The following is a 16,609-nucleotide window of genomic DNA, read 5'->3' as shown; positions in this document are numbered from 1 at the left end:
CAGATTCCCTACGAAGGTTTTGTGCCATCCAGACGAACTTCGCCCTCAGAGGCAGATTGGGCTGTGGCATTCGCCAAAGTTTGCTTCCATCGGATAGCTTGCTCCTACCGGTCAGTACCGGTGGGTGAGGCCGATCGGGTGAGGCGATCAGCGACAGATCGAGGGAAGCGGGGACCAGCATGCCCAAGCACCGGCCACGTCGCAGGAGCGGGAGTGCGCGTTCGGTGCGCCGGACCGCCGCCGCGCTCGCGGGTGGGGCGCTCGTCGTGCTGCCCACGCTGACCACGGGTCTGCCGGCGCCGGTCGTGGTGGCCAACGCCGGGGACGCCGCGCCGGACCAGACCGTCGCCGCCGCGCCGCAGCAGCAGCCGAACATCGTCATGCCGCCGATCGCGGTCGACGGCAGCCTGCCCCAGCCGCCGCTGCCGGAGCCGCTGGTCGTGCCGGGCGGGCGCGCCGGCTCCGCGGGCATCTCCGGGTCGCTCGGCATCCCGGGCAGCATGCTCAGGGCGTACAAGAACGCGGCCGGCATCCTCGCCGCGGAACAGCCGAACTGCCACCTCGACTGGGCGCTGATCGCCAGCATCGGCCGGATCGAGTCGAACCACGCCCGCGGCGGGTACGTCAACGCCAACGGCGACACGCTGGAGCCGATCCTCGGCCCGGTGCTCAACGGCGCCGGCGCGTTCGCCGCGATCCCGGACACCGACGGCGGCAAGTACGACGGCGACCCGGTGTGGGACCGCGCGGTCGGCCCGACGCAGTTCATCCCGTCGACGTGGCGCGGTTACGCCTCCGACGGCAACGGCGACGGCGTGTCGAACCCGAACAACATCTACGACGAGACGCTGGCCACCGCGCGCTACCTCTGCTCGGGCGGCCTCGACCTCTCGACCGACGCGGGGCAGCGCATCGCCGTGCGCCGCTACAACAACTCGCAGTCCTATGTGGACACCGTGGTGGCGTGGGCCGCGGCCTACCGCGGCGGCGTCGCCCAGCTGCCCGACAGCCAGGTGCCGATCGGCGTGCCGAACGCCCCGGACGCCGCCGCGGCCGGGTCCCCGGTCGGCGTGCCCGCACCGCCGGCACCCCCGGCCGTCACCCCGCCGGCGGACGCGCTCCCGGGCACCTCGACGACCCCGGCCCCGACGACGTCGGAGACGCCCACCTCCACCACGCCGGCGTCGACGACCCCGACCAGCCCGGCCTCCTCGACCCCGGTCACCCCGCCGTCGTCGGACACGCCGACGCCGCCGCCGTCGACGACCAGCACCACCACCCCGCCGCCGTCGACGGCCGCCGCGACCCCGGCGGCGGACGCGACGAACACCCCGACGGAAACCACCTCGACCAGCCCGGCCAAGTGAGCCGGGTGGAGCCGTTCCTGGTGCACATCCGCTGCGACACCGACGGCTACACCCACGCCGTCACCGAGGACGAGTTCGCAGCGGGCCGGCACGACGGGCGGTTCCGCGCGGTGTGCGGGCACGTCGTACTGGCGGCGCCGATGATCGAGGAGCCGGGCCGCTTCGACCCGGTGTGCCGGGACGTCCTGCGCACGCCGCCGTCGGCCGCGGTGCCCCGGCAGGAGCGGCGCGGGCTGCGGTGGCGCAGCCGGCGCTAGCCGACCAGGGCCTGGATGCCGTCGAGCATCCGGTTCAGGCCGAACTCGTACGCCGTGTCGCCCTGGGTCTTGGCGCTCTGGTCGAAGCCGCCGCCGAGCCAGATGCGGTTCATCGCCGGGTGCTCGTCGACGGTGAAGTAGTTCTCCCAGAACGACGACCGCTGGTGCCACCACGCCTCGGTCGACTGGCCCGTGCTGCGCTCCAGCCGGGTGTTCTCCGCGTCGAGCGCGGCGTTCGCGTCGACGTACGTGCCGATGCCGTTGGCCGCCGCGACCGCCTGGCGCGGTGGCAGCCCCAGCTCGTCCATGATCGACAGCAGGTACTCCTGGCCCGCCAGCTGGCCCGGCCCCAGCGGCGGCCGGACGCGCGAGACCTCGCACAGCCACGGGTGCGCGCGGTAGGCCTGCCGGGTCCGCTCGGCGTAGAGCGCGACCTGCTCGCGCCAGTCACCGGGGCGCGGTTCACCCGGCCCGGGCAGCCGCCGCCCGACGAGCACGTCGTCGACCATCAGGTCCACCAGCTCGGCCTTGCCGGGCACGTACGTGTAGAGCGTCATCGTGCCGTTGCCGAGCTCCTTGGCGACCCGGTGCATCGACGCCGCGGCGAGCCCGTCGGCGTCGGCGACCGCGATCGCGGCGGCGACGATCCGCTCGATCGTCAGCGTCGGGCGGCGGCCCCTGGTCGGTTCGGCGGCCCCGCCGCGGGCGCGCCAGAGCAGCGCGAGCGTCCGGTCGACGTCGTCGGCGCCAGTGCGTTCGGCGGTCATGCGATCCCCTCGTCGTCGTTCGGACATTACCCTGGAAGCAGACGGAGGGGGTGTGCGGAGATGAGCAGGCGCAAACCACCCAAGGTGTCCTTCCGCTGGTGGGTGGACCGGCAGATCGACGAAGCCCGCGAACGCGGCGACTTCGAGGACCTGCCCGGCAGCGGCAAGCCGCTGCCCAGACCCACCGGCAACGACGCCGTGACCGACTGGGTCCTTCGCGAGGTCAAGAAGGGCGGGCACGACACGACGGCGTTGCTGCCGCCGGCGCTCGCGCTCAAACGCGAGGTCCAGGACCTGCCGGAGACGCTCGCCGCGGAACGCACCGAGGTGCGGGTGCGGGAGGTCGTGGCCGACCTCAACGACCGGATCCGGCAGGCCTACCTCAACCACCACACCGGACCGCCGCTGACGGTCGCGCTGGTGGACGTCGAGGAAGCGGTCCAGGACTGGCACCGCTCACGAGCCGCGTCGTAGCAACGCCCGTTCCGCGGCGCTCCACGCGGTCGTGGTGAGCAGGTAGATCCCCGCGGCCTGCGGCACGACGAGCGTCGCGAGCACCGTGCCGTAGGGCAGCAGCCGCAGCAGCTTCCCGCCCGGAGCGTCGCTCGCCGCCGGCTGCAAGCGCACCGAAAACCACGCGACGACGACCAGCCCGGCCGCGATCACGAACACGAGCGGGCTGCCGGCCAGGCCGTGCGCGCCCAGTGGCGTTCCGAGCAGGGTCGCGCCGAGCAGCGAGTTGGGTTCGCCGCCGATCGTGGCCGTGGTGAACAGCCGGTACATGACCGTGAAGAACGGCAGCTGCAGCAGCATCGGCAGGCAGCCGACGAACAGCGACGTCCCGGACTCCTGCTGCAGCTTCGTCATTTCCGCGGCCAGCCGCTCGCGGTCGCGACCGTGCTTCTCCTGGAGGGCGCGGATCTCGGGCAGCAGGGCGGCCCGCGCTCGTTCGCCGCGGGCGGCCGAGCGGGCGAGCGGGTGCAGCAACAGCCGCACGCAGAGGGTGAAGACGACGATGGCCAGACCCGTCGAAAACGGGCCGGTGAGGGCGTGGATCAGGTGGTACGCGCCTTCGACGGGCACGTCGAGAAAACCGGACACGGGCAGCACTCCGCACGAGTGGAAGGAATGGGGTCAGCGGATTGGCTGCGCCGGGAGGGTTCCTACGCAGCCGGGCTGCGGGAACCGGGTGCTCGCGGACGGCTTCGGCCCGGCCGGCCGGGGTCGCGGAGCCGGATCGACTCGGCGCGCCGCGCCCGGCGGCGCAACGCCGTGGCGCGGCTGCGCACCGGGGCCGACCACAACGCGAGCTCGGCGCGGTGCGTGCTGCCGGCCAGCAGGACGACCAGGAGGCTCGCGGCGGCGAGGGAGGCGAAGGCGACCAGCGCGGCCGGGCTGGCCAAGGCCGGGAACGCCAGCTCCAGCAACGTGTGCACGGCGTCCCCCCTTCCTTCTCCTCCAGCGTAGCGAAAACGCTAACAGCCCGATGGGCTGTAACCTGGTTCGATGAGAGGGCAACTGGTCGTCGTGCCGCTTCTGGCGGTGCTCCTGCTGTTCACCGTCCCCTGGTGGACGCTGGTGCTCGCGCCCGAGTGGGGTACCGCGGGCACGATCGCCGGGACGGCGTTGTTCGTCGCGGGGCTGGTGACCATGCCGGTCGCGATGTTCCGCGGCCACTCCCGGCACCAGAGCGACGCCGCCGCCCGCCTCGGCGACTCGCTGCTCGCCGTGATCTGGGTGCTGTTCAGCTGGTCGATCCTGAGCCTGGTGCTGCGGGTCGCGCTGCTCGGCGTCGACGATCCACAGCAGTCGCGGATCGTCGCGGGCGCGACCGCGCTGATCGCCGCCGGGCTGCTGGTGCACGGCAACCGCGTCGCCATGCGCGTCCCGCCGGTGAAGGCGGTCGACGTCGTGCTCCCGCGGCTCGGGCCGGGCCTCGACGGCCTGCGTGTCGCCGTCCTCACCGACACCCACTTCGGGCCGATCGACCGGACGAAGTGGTCGGAGGAGGTCGTCGCGGCGGTCAACGCGCTCGAGGCGGACGTCGTCTGCCACGCCGGCGACCTCGCCGACGGCGCGGTGGCCAAGCGCCGCAAGCAGGTCGACCCGCTCGGCGGCGTCCAGGCCGGGCTCGGGCGGTTCTACATCACCGGCAACCACGAGTACTTCGGCGAGGCCCAGGCCTGGCTGGACCACATGGAAGGCCTCGGCTGGGACACCCTGCACAACCGTTCGACGCTGCTCGAGCGCGGCGGCGACCGGATCCTCTTCGCCGGCATCGACGACCCGACCGGCGCGGCCTCCGGCCTGCCCGGCCACGGCCCCGACCTGGCCGCGGCGCTGGCCGACCGGCCCGCCGACGTGCCGGTGGTCCTGCTCGCCCACCAGCCGAAGCAGATCCGCCAGGCCCGCGAGGCCGGTGTCGACCTGCAGATCTCCGGGCACACGCACGGCGGGCAGATCTGGCCGTTCCACCTCCTGGTGCGGTTCGACCAGCCGACGCTGTCCGGCCTGACCCGGCACGGCGAGACGCAGCTGTACAACAGCCGCGGCACCGGGTTCTGGGGCCCGCCGTTCCGGATCTTCGCCCCCAGCGAGATCACGCTCCTCACGCTGCGTTCCGCCTGACCCGAGCGCCCCAATGTGGCCTTCGGTGCGTCTCACGCACCGAAGGCCGCCTTGGTTGCGTCTGACGCACCGAAGGCCACATTGGGGCGCTCGTGTGTCACCGACAATTTTTTTTGTCTTGACAGTTTCGACAATCGGCTGTCAGGCTGGCACCATGACCACCACAGCGTTTCGCACCCGCACCTTCTCGACCACCCGCACGCTGCTGACCTGCGGAATCCTCGCCGGCCCGGTCTTCGTCGGCACCGGTGTCCTCCAAGGGCTGACCCGCGCCGGCTTCGACTTCACCCGGCACCCCGCCAGCGTCCTGTCCAACGGCTCCCTCGGCTTCGTCCAGATCACGAACTTCCTGGTCACCGGCCTGCTGACGATCGCCGCCGCGGCCGGGATCCGGCGCGTCCTGCCCGGCCGGTGGGGGCCGAGACTCCTGACGGTCTACGGGGTCGGCCTGCTGTGCGCGGGCGTGTTCCGCGCCGACCCGCAGGACGGCTTCCCGGCCGGCACGCCCGCCGGGCCGCCGTCGTCGGTCAGCTGGCACGGCACGCTGCACTTCGCCGCCGGCGGCATCGGGTTCCTCGCCCTGGTCGCGGCCTGCTTCGCGATCGGCTCGCACCTCTCACCCGTCCGGGCGTGGTACTCCCGGGTCAGCGGGTTGCTGTTCCTCGCGGGCTTCGCGGGCGTAGCGTCCGGATCGACGAGCCCGGCGGTCACCCTCGGCTTCTGGGCGGCGGTCGTGATCGCCTTCGCCTGGCTCGCCACCACGTCCGGCCACCTGCTGTCGCGAGGAGAGTCCCGATGAGCACGACGGTTTCCGCCGACGGCACGAAGATCGCCTACACCCGCGCCGGGGCCGGCCCCGCGCTCGTCCTGGTCGACGGCGCGATGTGCTACCGCGGCTCGTCCCCCAACGACGCGCTGGCGAAGGAGCTGGCCGCGCACTTCACGGTGTACACCTACGACCGCCGCGGGCGGGGCGAAAGCACCGACACCGGGCCGTACACGGTCGAGCGGGAGGTCGGGGACATCGCGGCGCTGGTCAAGGAGGCCGGCGGCGAGGCGTTCCTGTTCGGCATCTCCTCCGGCGCCGCGCTCGCCCTCGAAGCGGCGCGCAGCCTGCCGGTGCCGAAGCTGGCGGTGTACGAGCCGCCGTTCATCGTCGATGACTCACGCAGCCGCGTCGCGGCCGACTACCCGGCCCGGCTCGACGAGGCGCTGAAGGAGGGCAAGCGCGGCAAGGCGGTGAAGATGTTCATGACCGAAGGCGTCGGGCTCAGCGGCGGGACGGTGGCGCTGATGCGGATCATGCCGTTCTGGGCGAAGCTCAAGCGCGTCGCCCACACGATCCCGTACGACACGGCGGTGGTGGGCGACCACCAGTCGGGCGAGCCCCTGCCGCCGGCCTGGCCGGAGGTGACGATCCCGGCGCTGTGCCTCGACGGCGGCCGCAGCCCGGACTGGATGCGCCACGGCGTCGCGTCGCTGGCGAAGGTCCTGCCCTCGGCGGAGTACCGGACGCTGCCGGGCCAGACGCACATCGTCAAGGCGCCGGCACTGGCCCCGGTGCTGAAGGACTTCTTCCGGCGCTGACCGGCGCTTGTACCCGTTTTGTACGGCCGCGTCCGATCGTGGCCGCCATGAGACGTTCGCTGTGCACCACACTCGCCGTCGCGGTGACCGCCGGGGTGCTCGCCGCGCCCACCCCGGCCGGTGCGGCCGACCTGCGGATCACCAACGGCGGGTTCGACCAGGGGCTGACCGGCTGGAGCGGGTCGCACAGCCCCGGCGGGGTCACCGCCGTGACGTGGGACGGGCGCACCGCGGCCCGCATCGACGACACGGCGCCGGACAAGGCCTACGGCCGGGAGAGCCAGCCGGGACTGACCGCGACCGCCGGCGTCCGGTACACCGCCTACGCCCAGGTGTGGACCGAGAGCGGCGCGGCCGACCTGTACCTGCGGTTCCGCGACTCGTCCGGGCAGCTGCTCGGCAGCGTCACCGGCGGCTCGGTCTCGGGCAGGCAGTGGAACACCGCCACCGCCTCGGGGACGGCGCCCGCGGGAACCACCAGCGTCTCCGCGCTGATCTACGCCGGCGTGGGCAACGTCGGCACGGCGTACTGGGACGAGGTGGTGATCGGCAAGGACGACACGGACCTCGGCGTCCAGCTGGAAAGCAGCGTCCCCAACGCCACCACCTTCGCCGGCGGCAAGGCCTACGCGGTGTACACCGGGACCGCGGACAGCAACCCCCAGCTGGCGGTCATCGACGTCGCCACCGAAAAGGTCACCTCCCAGCTCACCTTCCCGGACACCACCGACACGCCCACGGTCGGCGGCTGGGCCGCCACCACCGCCACCGACGGCAGCGTCTACTTCGGCACCTACCCGAACTCGAAGCTGTACCGCCACGTGCCGGGCACCACCACGCTGACCGACCTCGGCCGCGCCGAAGGCGGGTACTCCTTCATCTGGGACCTCGAAGCCGGCGCCGGCGGCAAGGTCTACGGCGGCACCTACAACGACGGCCGCTACTTCAAGTACGACAACGGCAAGTTCACCACCATCGGCGCCACGCCGATCGTCGCCGGCGCGGAGTACGTGCGCAGCATCGCCCACGACCCGGCCGCCAACGCGACCTACCTCGGCACCGGGACGAACGCTTCGCTGGTGCGCTACGACAACGTCACCGGGCGGACCGACAGCCTGCTGCCCGCCGAGTACGCGCACAACTCCATGGTGGGCGGGCTGACCTGGACCGGCGGCCGGCTGTTCGCCTGGCTCGACCGCACGCTGCTCGTGCTGCAGGTCGTCAAGAACGCCGACGGCTCGTACCGCTCGGTGGTCGACGCGGCGATCCCCGACACCGACCTGCACCACTCCCCGGCCGCGGACGGCAAGGTCTGGTTCGTCAAGGAGGGGCTGCTGCAGTCCTACGACATCGCGACGAAGGCCGTGCAGCCGACGACTGTCCGGCCTGACCTCGACGTCACCGGCTACAGCTGGGAGAACGGCACCCTGGCCGGCCTCGGCGGCGCGCCGGACGGCACCCGGATCTTCAAGTACGACCCGGCGACGGGCGCGTCGAGCACCCGGCTCGTCACCGGCACCCCGGTGCTGCCCGCCGCGATCAACGCGCTCGGCACCGGCCCGGACGGCAGGATCTACACCGGCGGCTACCTCACCGGCGGCACCGGGGTGTACGACCCGCTGCACGGCGACACCGACGAGAACCACCCGGACACGCCGACCCGCACCGGCCTCAACCAGACCGACAGCCTGCTGGGCCACGACGGCAAGCTCTACATCGGCGTCTACCCCTCGGCCCGGCTGTACAGCTACGTGCCGGGCGGCGAGTGGCCGCCGAAGCTGCAGTACACCGGCGGCACGGCGGGCGACAAGGCCGCCGACTGCCACGCGGGCGAGGGCCCGCCGCCGCAGGACCGCCCGTACGCGCTGGCCGGCGCCCCGGACGGCACTGTCTACATGGGAACGGTCCCGAAGTACGGCAAGCGCAGCGGCGCACTGAACATCTGGAAGGAAGGCACCCCGGGCCGGACCATCTGCGTCGTCCCGGACCAGGCGGTGGTCTCCCTGGCCTACGCGGGCGGCAAGGTCTTCGGCGGCACGTCGACGCGCGGGGCGCTGGGCGTCAATCCGGTGTTCGCGCCGGGTGCCTCGGCGGAGGTGTTCTCGTACGACCCGGCGAACGGCGCGGTGACGCGGTACCCGCTGCCGTCGGCCCGGGCGGTCACCGCACTGGCCGAGGTGGACGGCCGGGTGTGGGGCCTGTCCGGCGGATCACTGCTGACGTTCGACCCGGCGGCACCGGCCGCGGTGAAGACGCAGCGCCTGTTCGCGGACCCGGACTACGACACGAAGTCCACGATGGCCTGGCGCGACGGCGTGCTGCTGACGGTGCCCAAGGACCCGGACCACGTCTACGGCACCCAGGGCGACCGCATCTTCAAGATCGACAAGACCACGAAGGCGGTCACGGTGCTGCTGACGAAGTCCGGCGTGGAGGACCTGACGGCCGACCGGTTCGGCGACTTGTACTACAAGATCGGCGAACGCCTGTACCGGCTGACCGTCCAGCCGTAGCCCGGCGGCGGCGATGGAATTCAGCAGCACCAGCCCAGTGTGTCCGGCAGGATCATCCCCATGCGCATCCGGATCCTCGACGCCGACATCACCACCCTCGAGGTCGACGTCGTCGTCAACGCCGCCAACTCCTCGCTGCTCGGCGGCGGCGGGGTCGACGGGGCCATCCACCGCGCGGGTGGCCCCGAAATCCTCGCCGCCTGCCGGGCACTGCGGGCCGGGCACTACGGCAAGGGACTGAAGACCGGGCAGGCCGTCGCCACCACCGCCGGGAAGCTGCCCGCGAAGTGGGTCGTGCACACCGTCGGGCCGGTGTGGTCGGCGACGGACGACCGCTCCGGGCTGCTCGCCGACTGCCACCGCAACGCCCTGCGCGTCGCGCGGGACCTCGGCGCCCGGACCGTCGCGTTCCCGGCGATCTCCACCGGCGTCTACCGCTGGCCCATGGAGTCCGCCGCGGAGATCGCGCTCACCACCGTCTCCGAAGCCGAACCCGGCTCCGTCGAAGAGGTCGTCTTCGCTCTGCGCGGCGAAACGGCCCTCCGCGCGTTTCGGGCTCGTCACAACTCCCTTGCCTGAACGATCACCCAGCGGGCAGGGTGCAGGCGTGCCCACCCGCGCCCTGGTCTTCGACTTCGACGGCACGCTCGCCGACACCGAATCCGCCGTCCTCCAGGCCTGGCAGGCCATCTTCCGTGAACACGGCACCGAACTGCCGCTGGCCGCCTGGTACGCCGTCATCGGGACCCAGCGGACCACCCCGGCCATGGTCGCCCTGCTCGGCGAGCACGTCCCCGGCATCGACCCGGACTCGCTGCGGCCCGGGCTCCGGACGCACGTCCTGCGGCTCCTCGAAGACCTCGGCCCGCGCGACGGGGTCCGGCGCTACCTCGAAACCGCGCGCGAGCACGGCTTGAAGCTGGCCGTCGCCTCCAGTTCGTCCGGGGCCTGGGTGAACCCGCACCTCGAACGGCTCGGCATCGACCACCACTTCGACGCCGTCCTCACCGGGGACCTGCACCGCGCCAAACCCGATCCCGACCTCTACCTCGCGGCCCTCGACGCCCTCGGCGCCGACGCAGCGGAGACCATCGCCTTCGAGGACACGCCGCACGGCGTGACCTCCGCCAAGGCCGCCGGGCTCACCTGCGTCGCCGTGCCCAACGCGATCACCCGGAACCTCGACTTCGGGCAGGCGGACGTCGTCCTGCCGTCGTTCACCGCGAAGCCGCTCGAGGCCCTGCTCAGCCGCTGACCAGCGCGAGCAGCCGGTCCAGGAACGGCAACTGGCCCTTCACGAGCTTCTCCCTGGCCACCGACGGCGAAAACCACGCGACCCGGTCCACCTCGGGGAACTCCTGCTGACGGCCCGAGCGCGGCGGCCACTCCATCGTGAACGTGCCCGGCACCACCGCCGCCGGATCGAGGTCGGCCTCGACCGCCCACGCCGTCACGACCTTGCCGCCCGACTGCTTCACCACGCCCAGCTCGACGTACTCCCCCGCGGGCGCCGGCAGGCCCAGCTCCTCCTCGAACTCGCGCCGAGCCGCCTTCTCCGGGGATTCGTCCGGGTCGAGCTCGCCCTTCGGCAGCGACCACGCGGCCGCGTCCTTCTTCGCCCAGAACGGGCCGCCCATGTGCCCGAGCAGCACTTCGAGGTCGTCGCCGCGGCCGCGGTAGAGCAGGAGCCCGGCACTCTGTTTGCCCGCCATCGGCCCAGTCTGCCGAAACTCGTCCGAAGTTTTTCCGCGGGGCTGTCGATCCGGGGAGCACCCACTCGACGCCCAAGCAGAAGGCAAGCCAGTCACCAGGAAGGAACCCCATCATGACCAGCACGATCGCCACCGAGACCCGGACCGCCACCGAGACCAAGACCACCCCGATCACCGGCATCGTCATCGGCGCGAGCCGGATCGTGATCTCGTTCCTGTTCGGCTTCCACGGCCTGCAGGGATTCGGCTTCTTCGGCGGCATCGACGGCCAGGGCGGCAGTGTCCCGTTCGGCAGTTTCCCCGGGTGGTGGGGCAGCGTCCTCGAGCTCGCCGGCGCGCTGCTGCTGTTCGTCGGGCTCGCCAGCCGGCCGGCCGCGGTCCTGCTCTCCGGCGTGATGGCCTTCGCCTACTTCACCGTGCACGCCCCGATGGGCCTGCTGCCGCTGCAGAACATGGGCGAGCCCGCCGCCGTGTACTCGTGGGTCTTCCTGCTGTTCGCCGCGATCGGCCCGGGCCGGTTCGCGCTCGACAACCTGCGCAAGCACCGCCGCTGATCGAGCGCGGTCCGGTCAGTAGCCGCCCTGGGCGGCCGCGAGGTCGGACCGCGCCATCACGTGTTCCATCAGGCTGGTCAGCACCTGCTTCGTCGACTCCCGCTCGCGGGCGTCGCACAGCAGCAGCGGGACGTCCATGCCGACGTCGAGCGCCTGCCGGACCTCCTCCGTGCCGTAGCGGTACGCGCCGTCGAAGCAGTTCACGCCGACGACGAACGGCAGGTTGCGGCGCTCGAAGAAGTCGACCGCGGCGAAGCAGCTGTCGAGCCGCCGCGTGTCGGCCAGCACCACGGCGCCGAGCGCGCCTTCGGCCAGCTCGTCCCACATGAACCAGAACCGGTCCTGCCCGGGCGTGCCGAACAGGTACAGGATCAGGTCGGGGTTGATCGTGATGCGGCCGAAGTCGAGCGCGACCGTCGTCGTGGTCTTCTGCTCGATGCCCGACAGGTCGTCGACACCCTCGGACGCGGTGGTGATGACCTCTTCGGTGCGCAGTGGCGGGACTTCGCTCACCGAACCGACCATCGTGGTCTTGCCGACCCCGAACCCGCCGGCGATGAGTACCTTGACCGCGGTCGCGGTCAGGTTCCGCCGGGGGTCAGAGTTTCCGGATGCCATCAAGAACCGCCTGCAATACGTGTCGGTTGGGAGTTTCCTGGGCCGGTGCCGCGGTACGGAACAGCACCAGGTTCTGTTCGATGAGGTCGCTCAGCATCACCTTCACCACGGGCAGCGGGAGATCGACCCGGGCGGCCACCTCGGCCACCGAGACCGGCCGCTGGCACAAGGCGATGATGCGGGCGTACTCCGGTTCGAGCATGCCCGCTTCGTGCGCGGTGCGCAGGGCGACCACGAGCGTGATGAGGTCGAGCCCGAGCGTGTCCGACCGGGTGCGGCCGCCCGTGACCGCGTACGACCGGACCAGCGGGCCGGCCTCGTCGTCGAACCAGGCTTCGTGCCGTGCGCTCATGGCGTGGGCTGGACGCCGGCGCCCGTGCGGGGCGCGGAGGTGAGGACCTGGCCGACCCGCTTCACCATCAGGTTCATCTCGTACGCGACCAGCCCCATGTCGGCGTCTTCGCGGGCCAGCAGGGCGAGGCAGGCGCCTCGCCCGGCCGCCGTCACGAACAGGAACGCGTGGTCCATCTCGACCATCGTCTGGCGGACGTTGCCGCCGCCGAAGTGCCGCCCGGTGCCGCGGGCCAGGCTCTGGAACGCCGAAGCCACCGCGGACAGGTGTTCGGCGTCCTCCTCGGAAAGGTTGCCGGACCTCCCGATGAGCAGGCCGTCCGAGGACAGCACCACCGCCCGGTCCGCCCCGGCGACCCGCTTGACGAGGTCGTCCAGCAGCCAGTCGAGCTCGTGGGCGCCTGAGTTGACCATTACTCGCGCTCTCCGTACCTGTCGTCGTTCTCGGGAAACTCTTCGTCACGGGCCCGGCGGGTGCCCTGCTGGAAGGCGGACAGCCTGCTGCGGGCGGCCTCCGGCGAGTCCAGCCGGACCTCTTCGCGTTCCGGTGCGGGCTTGTCCTCCCGCAGCTGGGGCACGAGGTTCTGCTGGCGTCGCCGCTGCGGCAGCGGCGGGCGGCCGGGTGCCTCCGGGCGGCGCGGCTGCTGCGGACGGCTTTCCGGCGTCGTCGCGGCGCGCGGCTCCTGCGGCGGCCACACCGGCTGCTGCGCGGCCGGACGGGCGGGGCGGGAGGTCCGGGACGGCGGGGCGGGCGGCCGGACCGCGGCCACCGGCTGGACCTGCGTCGGCTGGCTCACCGGCTCCGACACGGACCCGGCCGGGACCGGCGTCGGAGCGGACGACGGCTGGGCCGGCGGCGTGCGGTCCGGGACCGGCGGCGGCACGGTGACCGGCGGAGTGGCCGCGGGCGGCGGCGTCACGGCGGCGGGCGCCGTCACGGGCGCGGCGGGCGGCTCGGTGCGGTGCCGCGCCGGGCGGCGGACCGGCCGCTTGAGCGGGGCGACCTCGTCGTTCGCCGTCGTCTCGGGCTCCGAGAGGTTCGGGACGAGCTCCGGCTTCGGCGGGGTGATCGGCTGCTCCGGCTCGATCTCGGCGAGCGGGGCGAGCAGGTCGGTGCGCACCAGCACGATGGCCCGGGTGCCGCCGTAGGCCGACTCCCGCAGGTGCACCTGGATGCCGTGGCGGGCGGCCAGCCGCGCGACCACGAACAGGCCGAGGCGCGGCTCGTCCGACAGCGCCATGATCCCGAAGTCCGGCGGGTCGGCCAGCATCGCGTTGATCTCTTCGGTCTGGTCCGGCTCGAGCCCGAGGCCCTGGTCCTCGACCTCGATCACGACGCCCTTGCCGACCACGTTGCCGCGGATCTCGACCCGCGACTGCGGCGGCGAGAACGACGTCGCGTTGTCGATCAGCTCGGCGAGCAGGTGCACGAGGTCGCCGACGACCGGGCCGCGGATGGCGATCTGCGGCAGCACCGCCGTCTTGACCCGCGCGAAGTCCTCGGTCTCGGCGGACGCGCCGCGGACCAGCTCGGCCAGCCCGACCGGGTTGCGCCACTGACGGCCCGGCTGCCCGCCGCCGAGGATGATCAGGTTCTCGGCGTTGCGGCGGGCGCGGGTGGAGAGGTGGTCGAGCTGGAAGAGCGTGTCCAGCTGGTCCGGGTCCTCCTGCTTGCGCTCGGCCTGGTCGAGCACCTTGAGCTGGCGGTGCACGATGACCTGGCTGCGGTGGGCGATGTTGAGGAACACCGTCTTGGTGCCCTCCCTGGTCTTCGCCTCGTCGATGGCGGCCGCGATGGCGGTCTGCTGCGCCTTGTTGAACGCGTCGGCGACCTGGCCGATCTCGTCGGTGCCGTGGTCGAGGAAGTGCCCGCCCTCTTCGAGGTCGACGGGCTCGCCCGCCTGGACCCGGGCGACCAGCTCGGGCAGCCGCACCTCGGCGGCGTCGAGGGTGTCCTCGCGCAGCCGGTGCAGGCGGCCGATGAGCCGGTTCGACAGCCGGACGGCGACGAACACCACGAAGACCGCGAACAGGACCGCGACCACGCCGGCGACGAGCGACTCGGTGAACGTCGAGTCCGCGTCGTTGATCGCCGCCTGGCTGGCGTTCGAGCTCTGCAGGATGAAGATGCCCATCAGCGCGTCGCCGACCTGGCGCGCCGCGGCCCGCCACTGGTCCTGCGGCACCGGCAGCTTCGAGAGGTCACCGCGCAGGAACGCGGTCTCGACCTGGGTCACGGCCTGCCACGGCTGGCTGGCCAGCAGCTGGTCGTACTTCGCCTTGACGTCGGGGATCATCTTCGGCGCCGACGCGTCCAGCTGGGCGTGGTAGGCACCGACCTGGCCGACGTAGGCGCGGAAGTCGTCGTTCGTCAGGCCGCCCGCGGCCAGCCCGGCGGCGGCGAGCGCGTCACTGCGCTGCATCGCGTCGGCTGCGGTGAACAGCGGGATCGCGGTCAGCCGGTCGTAGGCGTTCTGGGCGCCGCGCGCGTTCTGCGCGAGTCCCGCGACGCCGTCGGTGAACTGGTCGAACAGCTTGTTGTAGTAGGCGAACGCCTGGCTGATCTGCATCTGGCCGCTGTCGACCGCCTGGCGGGTCTGCGGCAGCTGCTGGAACAGCCCGAAGAACGTGGCGATGTTCTTCTGCACGCTCGGCGGCGTGTTGTCGTAGTCGGCGAAGTTGTCGCGGAGGTTCTCGATCTCCTTCGCGGCGGTCGCGTCCGTCTTGGGGCGGACGGCCGCGAGCACGGCACGCTGGTTGCTCTGGCCGGCCAGCAGGCTCAGCGTCGCCTGGCGCTCCTGCTGCAGCGCGGCGAAGAACGGGATCGCGGGGGCTTCCGAGTTCCGGATCCGGCTGGTGTAATCACGAGCGGTGACCGCGTCGTAGATGAGGTAGCCCGCGAGGGCCACGCCGACCAGCAGCAGGGCCACACTGGGGATCAGCGCGATCGTGAGCACGCGCTTCCGAATCGAGGATCCCCGGTTGCGTCGAAGAGAAATCTGCTTCACCTGGGTCCGTTTTCCTTCCGGCAGTACATGGTTTCGGGTCGCCCGAGGCGGTCAACACCCGGATTCCGACCAGCCGGATCAACATCACCGTGGTCTGCTTCGCCCGCGACGACGTTAGGCAGCCCTCCAGGGCGCGTCAAGTCCGTGGCGAGAACGTGATCTTGAACCGGTGACCCGTCCACACTTGCCGCCTGCGCTTCGAAAGTCCACCACCGTAAGTCGTGACTTTCGCCGCAAGGCTACTTCCGTTCCACGCAACCAGGTGAGCACTGGGAGCGCTCCCGGATCCGGCGCGGGCCTCCGCGGCGCCCTCTACGTACGACAGCGGCGAATCGTTCGGTGACAAACATCACGGGTGCGCGTGCGTCACCCCGCACAGCCGCTTCGTCCGGAGTAGACAGCCGCGGGAAAGCGGAATGCGCAGGATCGACGAGCGCGGCCGCGGATTCACCGGGTACGACGCCGGATTTCCCGTCATTCCGCATTCGCAGCCGGACGGTCACGCTGCGGTGGTCCGGAACCGGTTCCGCGACGTCGCCGGCCCCTCAGCCCGGGAACTCGTCGGCCAAGGTGTTCCAGAACAGCAGTTCGTAGCTCTGGAACAGCCGCGCGCAGCGGTGCGCTTCCCGTTCGTCGAGCCGGCGCGCGTCGAGACCGGCCTGGATCGCGGCGAGCGCTTGTTCTTCTATTTCCGGGACGTCCGCAGCAAAGAAGTCGAAGAAAGCGCATTGCGCGTCAGTGAACCCGTAGTGCCGGCGCATGCCCGCCGCGACGTCCCGGCAGTACCGGCCGAAGGCGGCGAAGTTGGCGTAGATCCCCGCCGCGGTCGCCGACGACTCGCCGTTCAGCGCCAGCCAGGCGACGTACGCCGGGTAGACCTGGCAGCCCGCGCGCGGGAGTTCCTTGCCATGGTCTGGACCAGTGGCGGCGAGCAGGCTGTCCAGCATCCCGTTCGCCTGCTGCTCGCCCGGCGCGAGCCCGCCGAAGAAGAGGCGCGCGTTCGGTTCGTCGGCCCGGGCGGCGAGGGCGTGGAAGCTCCGCCAATCGCTGAGCGTGATCAGCTTCTCCTCCGCGGCGAGCGCGGCGAACACCGCCCGCGGCGCCCGGCCCGCGGTGATCAGCGGCACGAGCCGGTTGTCGCCGTCGCGCGGCGCCAGTTCGTCCTGGATCTTCACGAGCAGTTCACGAGCCGACCGCGTCATCGGTTCCCCCTGGAGTCCGTGTCCCCCTCCATTGAAGCGCGGTTC

The 16,609-nt window shown here is 71.9% G+C and carries 19 protein-coding genes; 10 read left to right on the top strand and 9 right to left on the bottom strand.

Features of this window, described 5'->3' with window-relative positions; genetic code table 11:
• The first annotated feature begins 179 nt into the window (after positions 1 to 179).
• Entirely contained in the window at positions 180 to 1,367 is a 1,188-nt protein-coding gene (locus tag ACLJPY_RS11280) for a lytic transglycosylase domain-containing protein (RefSeq protein ID WP_410587957.1), read from the top strand.
• On the top strand, positions 1,364 to 1,624 hold the full coding sequence (locus tag ACLJPY_RS11275) for a hypothetical protein (protein WP_410587956.1): 261 nt from the start codon (positions 1,364 to 1,366) through the stop codon (positions 1,622 to 1,624). The genes ACLJPY_RS11280 and ACLJPY_RS11275 overlap by 4 nt, the downstream gene beginning before the upstream one ends.
• On the opposite strand, the gene ACLJPY_RS11270 is transcribed toward ACLJPY_RS11275, so the two are convergent.
• Positions 1,621 to 2,391 (bottom strand): TetR/AcrR family transcriptional regulator, encoded by a 771-nt coding sequence (locus ACLJPY_RS11270; protein WP_410587955.1) that lies wholly within the window; start codon positions 2,389 to 2,391, stop codon positions 1,621 to 1,623. The genes ACLJPY_RS11275 and ACLJPY_RS11270 overlap by 4 nt on opposite strands.
• A gap of 60 nt (positions 2,392 to 2,451) precedes the next feature.
• Here ACLJPY_RS11270 and ACLJPY_RS11265 point away from each other — a divergent pair, with 60 nt between their 5' ends.
• Positions 2,452 to 2,865: a DUF1992 domain-containing protein gene (locus ACLJPY_RS11265; protein ID WP_410587954.1), complete on the top strand. Its 414-nt coding sequence runs from the start codon at positions 2,452 to 2,454 to the stop codon at positions 2,863 to 2,865.
• Here the strand turns inward: ACLJPY_RS11265 and ACLJPY_RS11260 are convergent.
• A complete protein-coding gene (locus tag ACLJPY_RS11260) occupies positions 2,848 to 3,492 on the bottom strand; it encodes a YidC/Oxa1 family membrane protein insertase (protein WP_410587953.1) in 645 nt (214 codons plus the stop codon). The two genes, ACLJPY_RS11265 and ACLJPY_RS11260, sit on opposite strands and share 18 nt — an antisense overlap.
• 62 nt (positions 3,493 to 3,554) lie before the next feature.
• Positions 3,555 to 3,827, bottom strand: coding sequence for a DUF6412 domain-containing protein (locus ACLJPY_RS11255; protein WP_410587952.1), 273 nt, complete (start codon positions 3,825 to 3,827; stop codon positions 3,555 to 3,557).
• A 70-nt stretch (positions 3,828 to 3,897) separates the two neighbouring features.
• Between ACLJPY_RS11255 and ACLJPY_RS11250 the strand changes: the two genes are divergently transcribed.
• The 6 genes from ACLJPY_RS11250 to ACLJPY_RS11225 all read left to right on the top strand — a co-directional run bounded on the left by ACLJPY_RS11250 (position 3,898) and on the right by ACLJPY_RS11225 (position 10,374).
• Positions 3,898 to 5,019 carry a metallophosphoesterase gene (locus ACLJPY_RS11250; protein WP_410587951.1) on the top strand — a complete coding sequence of 374 codons (1,122 nt, stop codon included), beginning with the start codon at positions 3,898 to 3,900 and terminating at the stop codon, positions 5,017 to 5,019.
• Positions 5,020 to 5,173: 154 nt separating this feature from the next.
• Positions 5,174 to 5,818 (top strand): DUF998 domain-containing protein, encoded by a 645-nt coding sequence (locus tag ACLJPY_RS11245; RefSeq protein WP_410587950.1) that lies wholly within the window; start codon positions 5,174 to 5,176, stop codon positions 5,816 to 5,818.
• Entirely contained in the window at positions 5,815 to 6,606 is a 792-nt protein-coding gene (locus tag ACLJPY_RS11240; RefSeq protein ID WP_410587949.1) for an alpha/beta fold hydrolase, read from the top strand. Before ACLJPY_RS11245 ends, ACLJPY_RS11240 begins: the two co-directional genes overlap by 4 nt.
• Before the next feature lie 47 nt (positions 6,607 to 6,653).
• A complete protein-coding gene (locus ACLJPY_RS11235; RefSeq protein ID WP_410587948.1) occupies positions 6,654 to 9,119 on the top strand; it encodes a hypothetical protein in 2,466 nt (821 codons plus the stop codon).
• A gap of 60 nt (positions 9,120 to 9,179) precedes the next feature.
• Positions 9,180 to 9,698, top strand: coding sequence for an O-acetyl-ADP-ribose deacetylase (locus tag ACLJPY_RS11230; protein ID WP_410587947.1), 519 nt, complete (start codon positions 9,180 to 9,182; stop codon positions 9,696 to 9,698).
• Positions 9,699 to 9,726: 28 nt separating this feature from the next.
• A complete protein-coding gene (locus ACLJPY_RS11225; RefSeq protein WP_410587946.1) occupies positions 9,727 to 10,374 on the top strand; it encodes an HAD family hydrolase in 648 nt (215 codons plus the stop codon).
• Here the strand turns inward: ACLJPY_RS11225 and ACLJPY_RS11220 are convergent.
• Positions 10,364 to 10,831, bottom strand: coding sequence for an NUDIX domain-containing protein (locus ACLJPY_RS11220; RefSeq protein WP_410587945.1), 468 nt, complete (start codon positions 10,829 to 10,831; stop codon positions 10,364 to 10,366). The genes ACLJPY_RS11225 and ACLJPY_RS11220 overlap by 11 nt on opposite strands.
• Before the next feature lie 113 nt (positions 10,832 to 10,944).
• On the opposite strand from ACLJPY_RS11220, the gene ACLJPY_RS11215 reads away from it, so the two are divergent.
• Positions 10,945 to 11,385: a DoxX family protein gene (locus ACLJPY_RS11215; RefSeq protein WP_410587944.1), complete on the top strand. Its 441-nt coding sequence runs from the start codon at positions 10,945 to 10,947 to the stop codon at positions 11,383 to 11,385.
• 15 nt (positions 11,386 to 11,400) lie between these two features.
• Here ACLJPY_RS11215 and ACLJPY_RS11210 read toward each other — a convergent pair whose 3' ends face one another.
• The 5 genes from ACLJPY_RS11210 to ACLJPY_RS11190 form a co-directional block, all read right to left on the bottom strand.
• Entirely contained in the window at positions 11,401 to 12,003 is a 603-nt protein-coding gene (locus ACLJPY_RS11210; RefSeq protein WP_086674902.1) for a GTP-binding protein, read from the bottom strand.
• Positions 11,984 to 12,355, bottom strand: coding sequence for a DUF742 domain-containing protein (locus tag ACLJPY_RS11205; protein ID WP_308672787.1), 372 nt, complete (start codon positions 12,353 to 12,355; stop codon positions 11,984 to 11,986). The genes ACLJPY_RS11210 and ACLJPY_RS11205 overlap by 20 nt, the downstream gene beginning before the upstream one ends.
• On the bottom strand, positions 12,352 to 12,768 hold the full coding sequence (locus ACLJPY_RS11200) for a roadblock/LC7 domain-containing protein (protein WP_020640887.1): 417 nt from the start codon (positions 12,766 to 12,768) through the stop codon (positions 12,352 to 12,354). The genes ACLJPY_RS11205 and ACLJPY_RS11200 overlap by 4 nt, the downstream gene beginning before the upstream one ends.
• Positions 12,768 to 15,311 (bottom strand): nitrate- and nitrite sensing domain-containing protein, encoded by a 2,544-nt coding sequence (locus ACLJPY_RS11195; RefSeq protein ID WP_410587943.1) that lies wholly within the window; start codon positions 15,309 to 15,311, stop codon positions 12,768 to 12,770. Before ACLJPY_RS11195 ends, ACLJPY_RS11200 begins: the two co-directional genes overlap by 1 nt.
• Positions 15,312 to 15,907: 596 nt before the next feature.
• Complete coding sequence (locus ACLJPY_RS11190) at positions 15,908 to 16,564, bottom strand: transcriptional regulator (protein ID WP_410587942.1); 657 nt, start codon at positions 16,562 to 16,564, stop codon at positions 15,908 to 15,910.
• Between the last annotated feature and the right edge of the window lie 45 nt (positions 16,565 to 16,609).

It is taken from the genome of Amycolatopsis sp. lyj-23 (genome assembly GCF_046549135.1).
Lineage (GTDB): Bacteria > Actinomycetota > Actinomycetes > Mycobacteriales > Pseudonocardiaceae > Amycolatopsis.
This window is presented reverse-complemented; position numbering and strand designations above follow the sequence as displayed.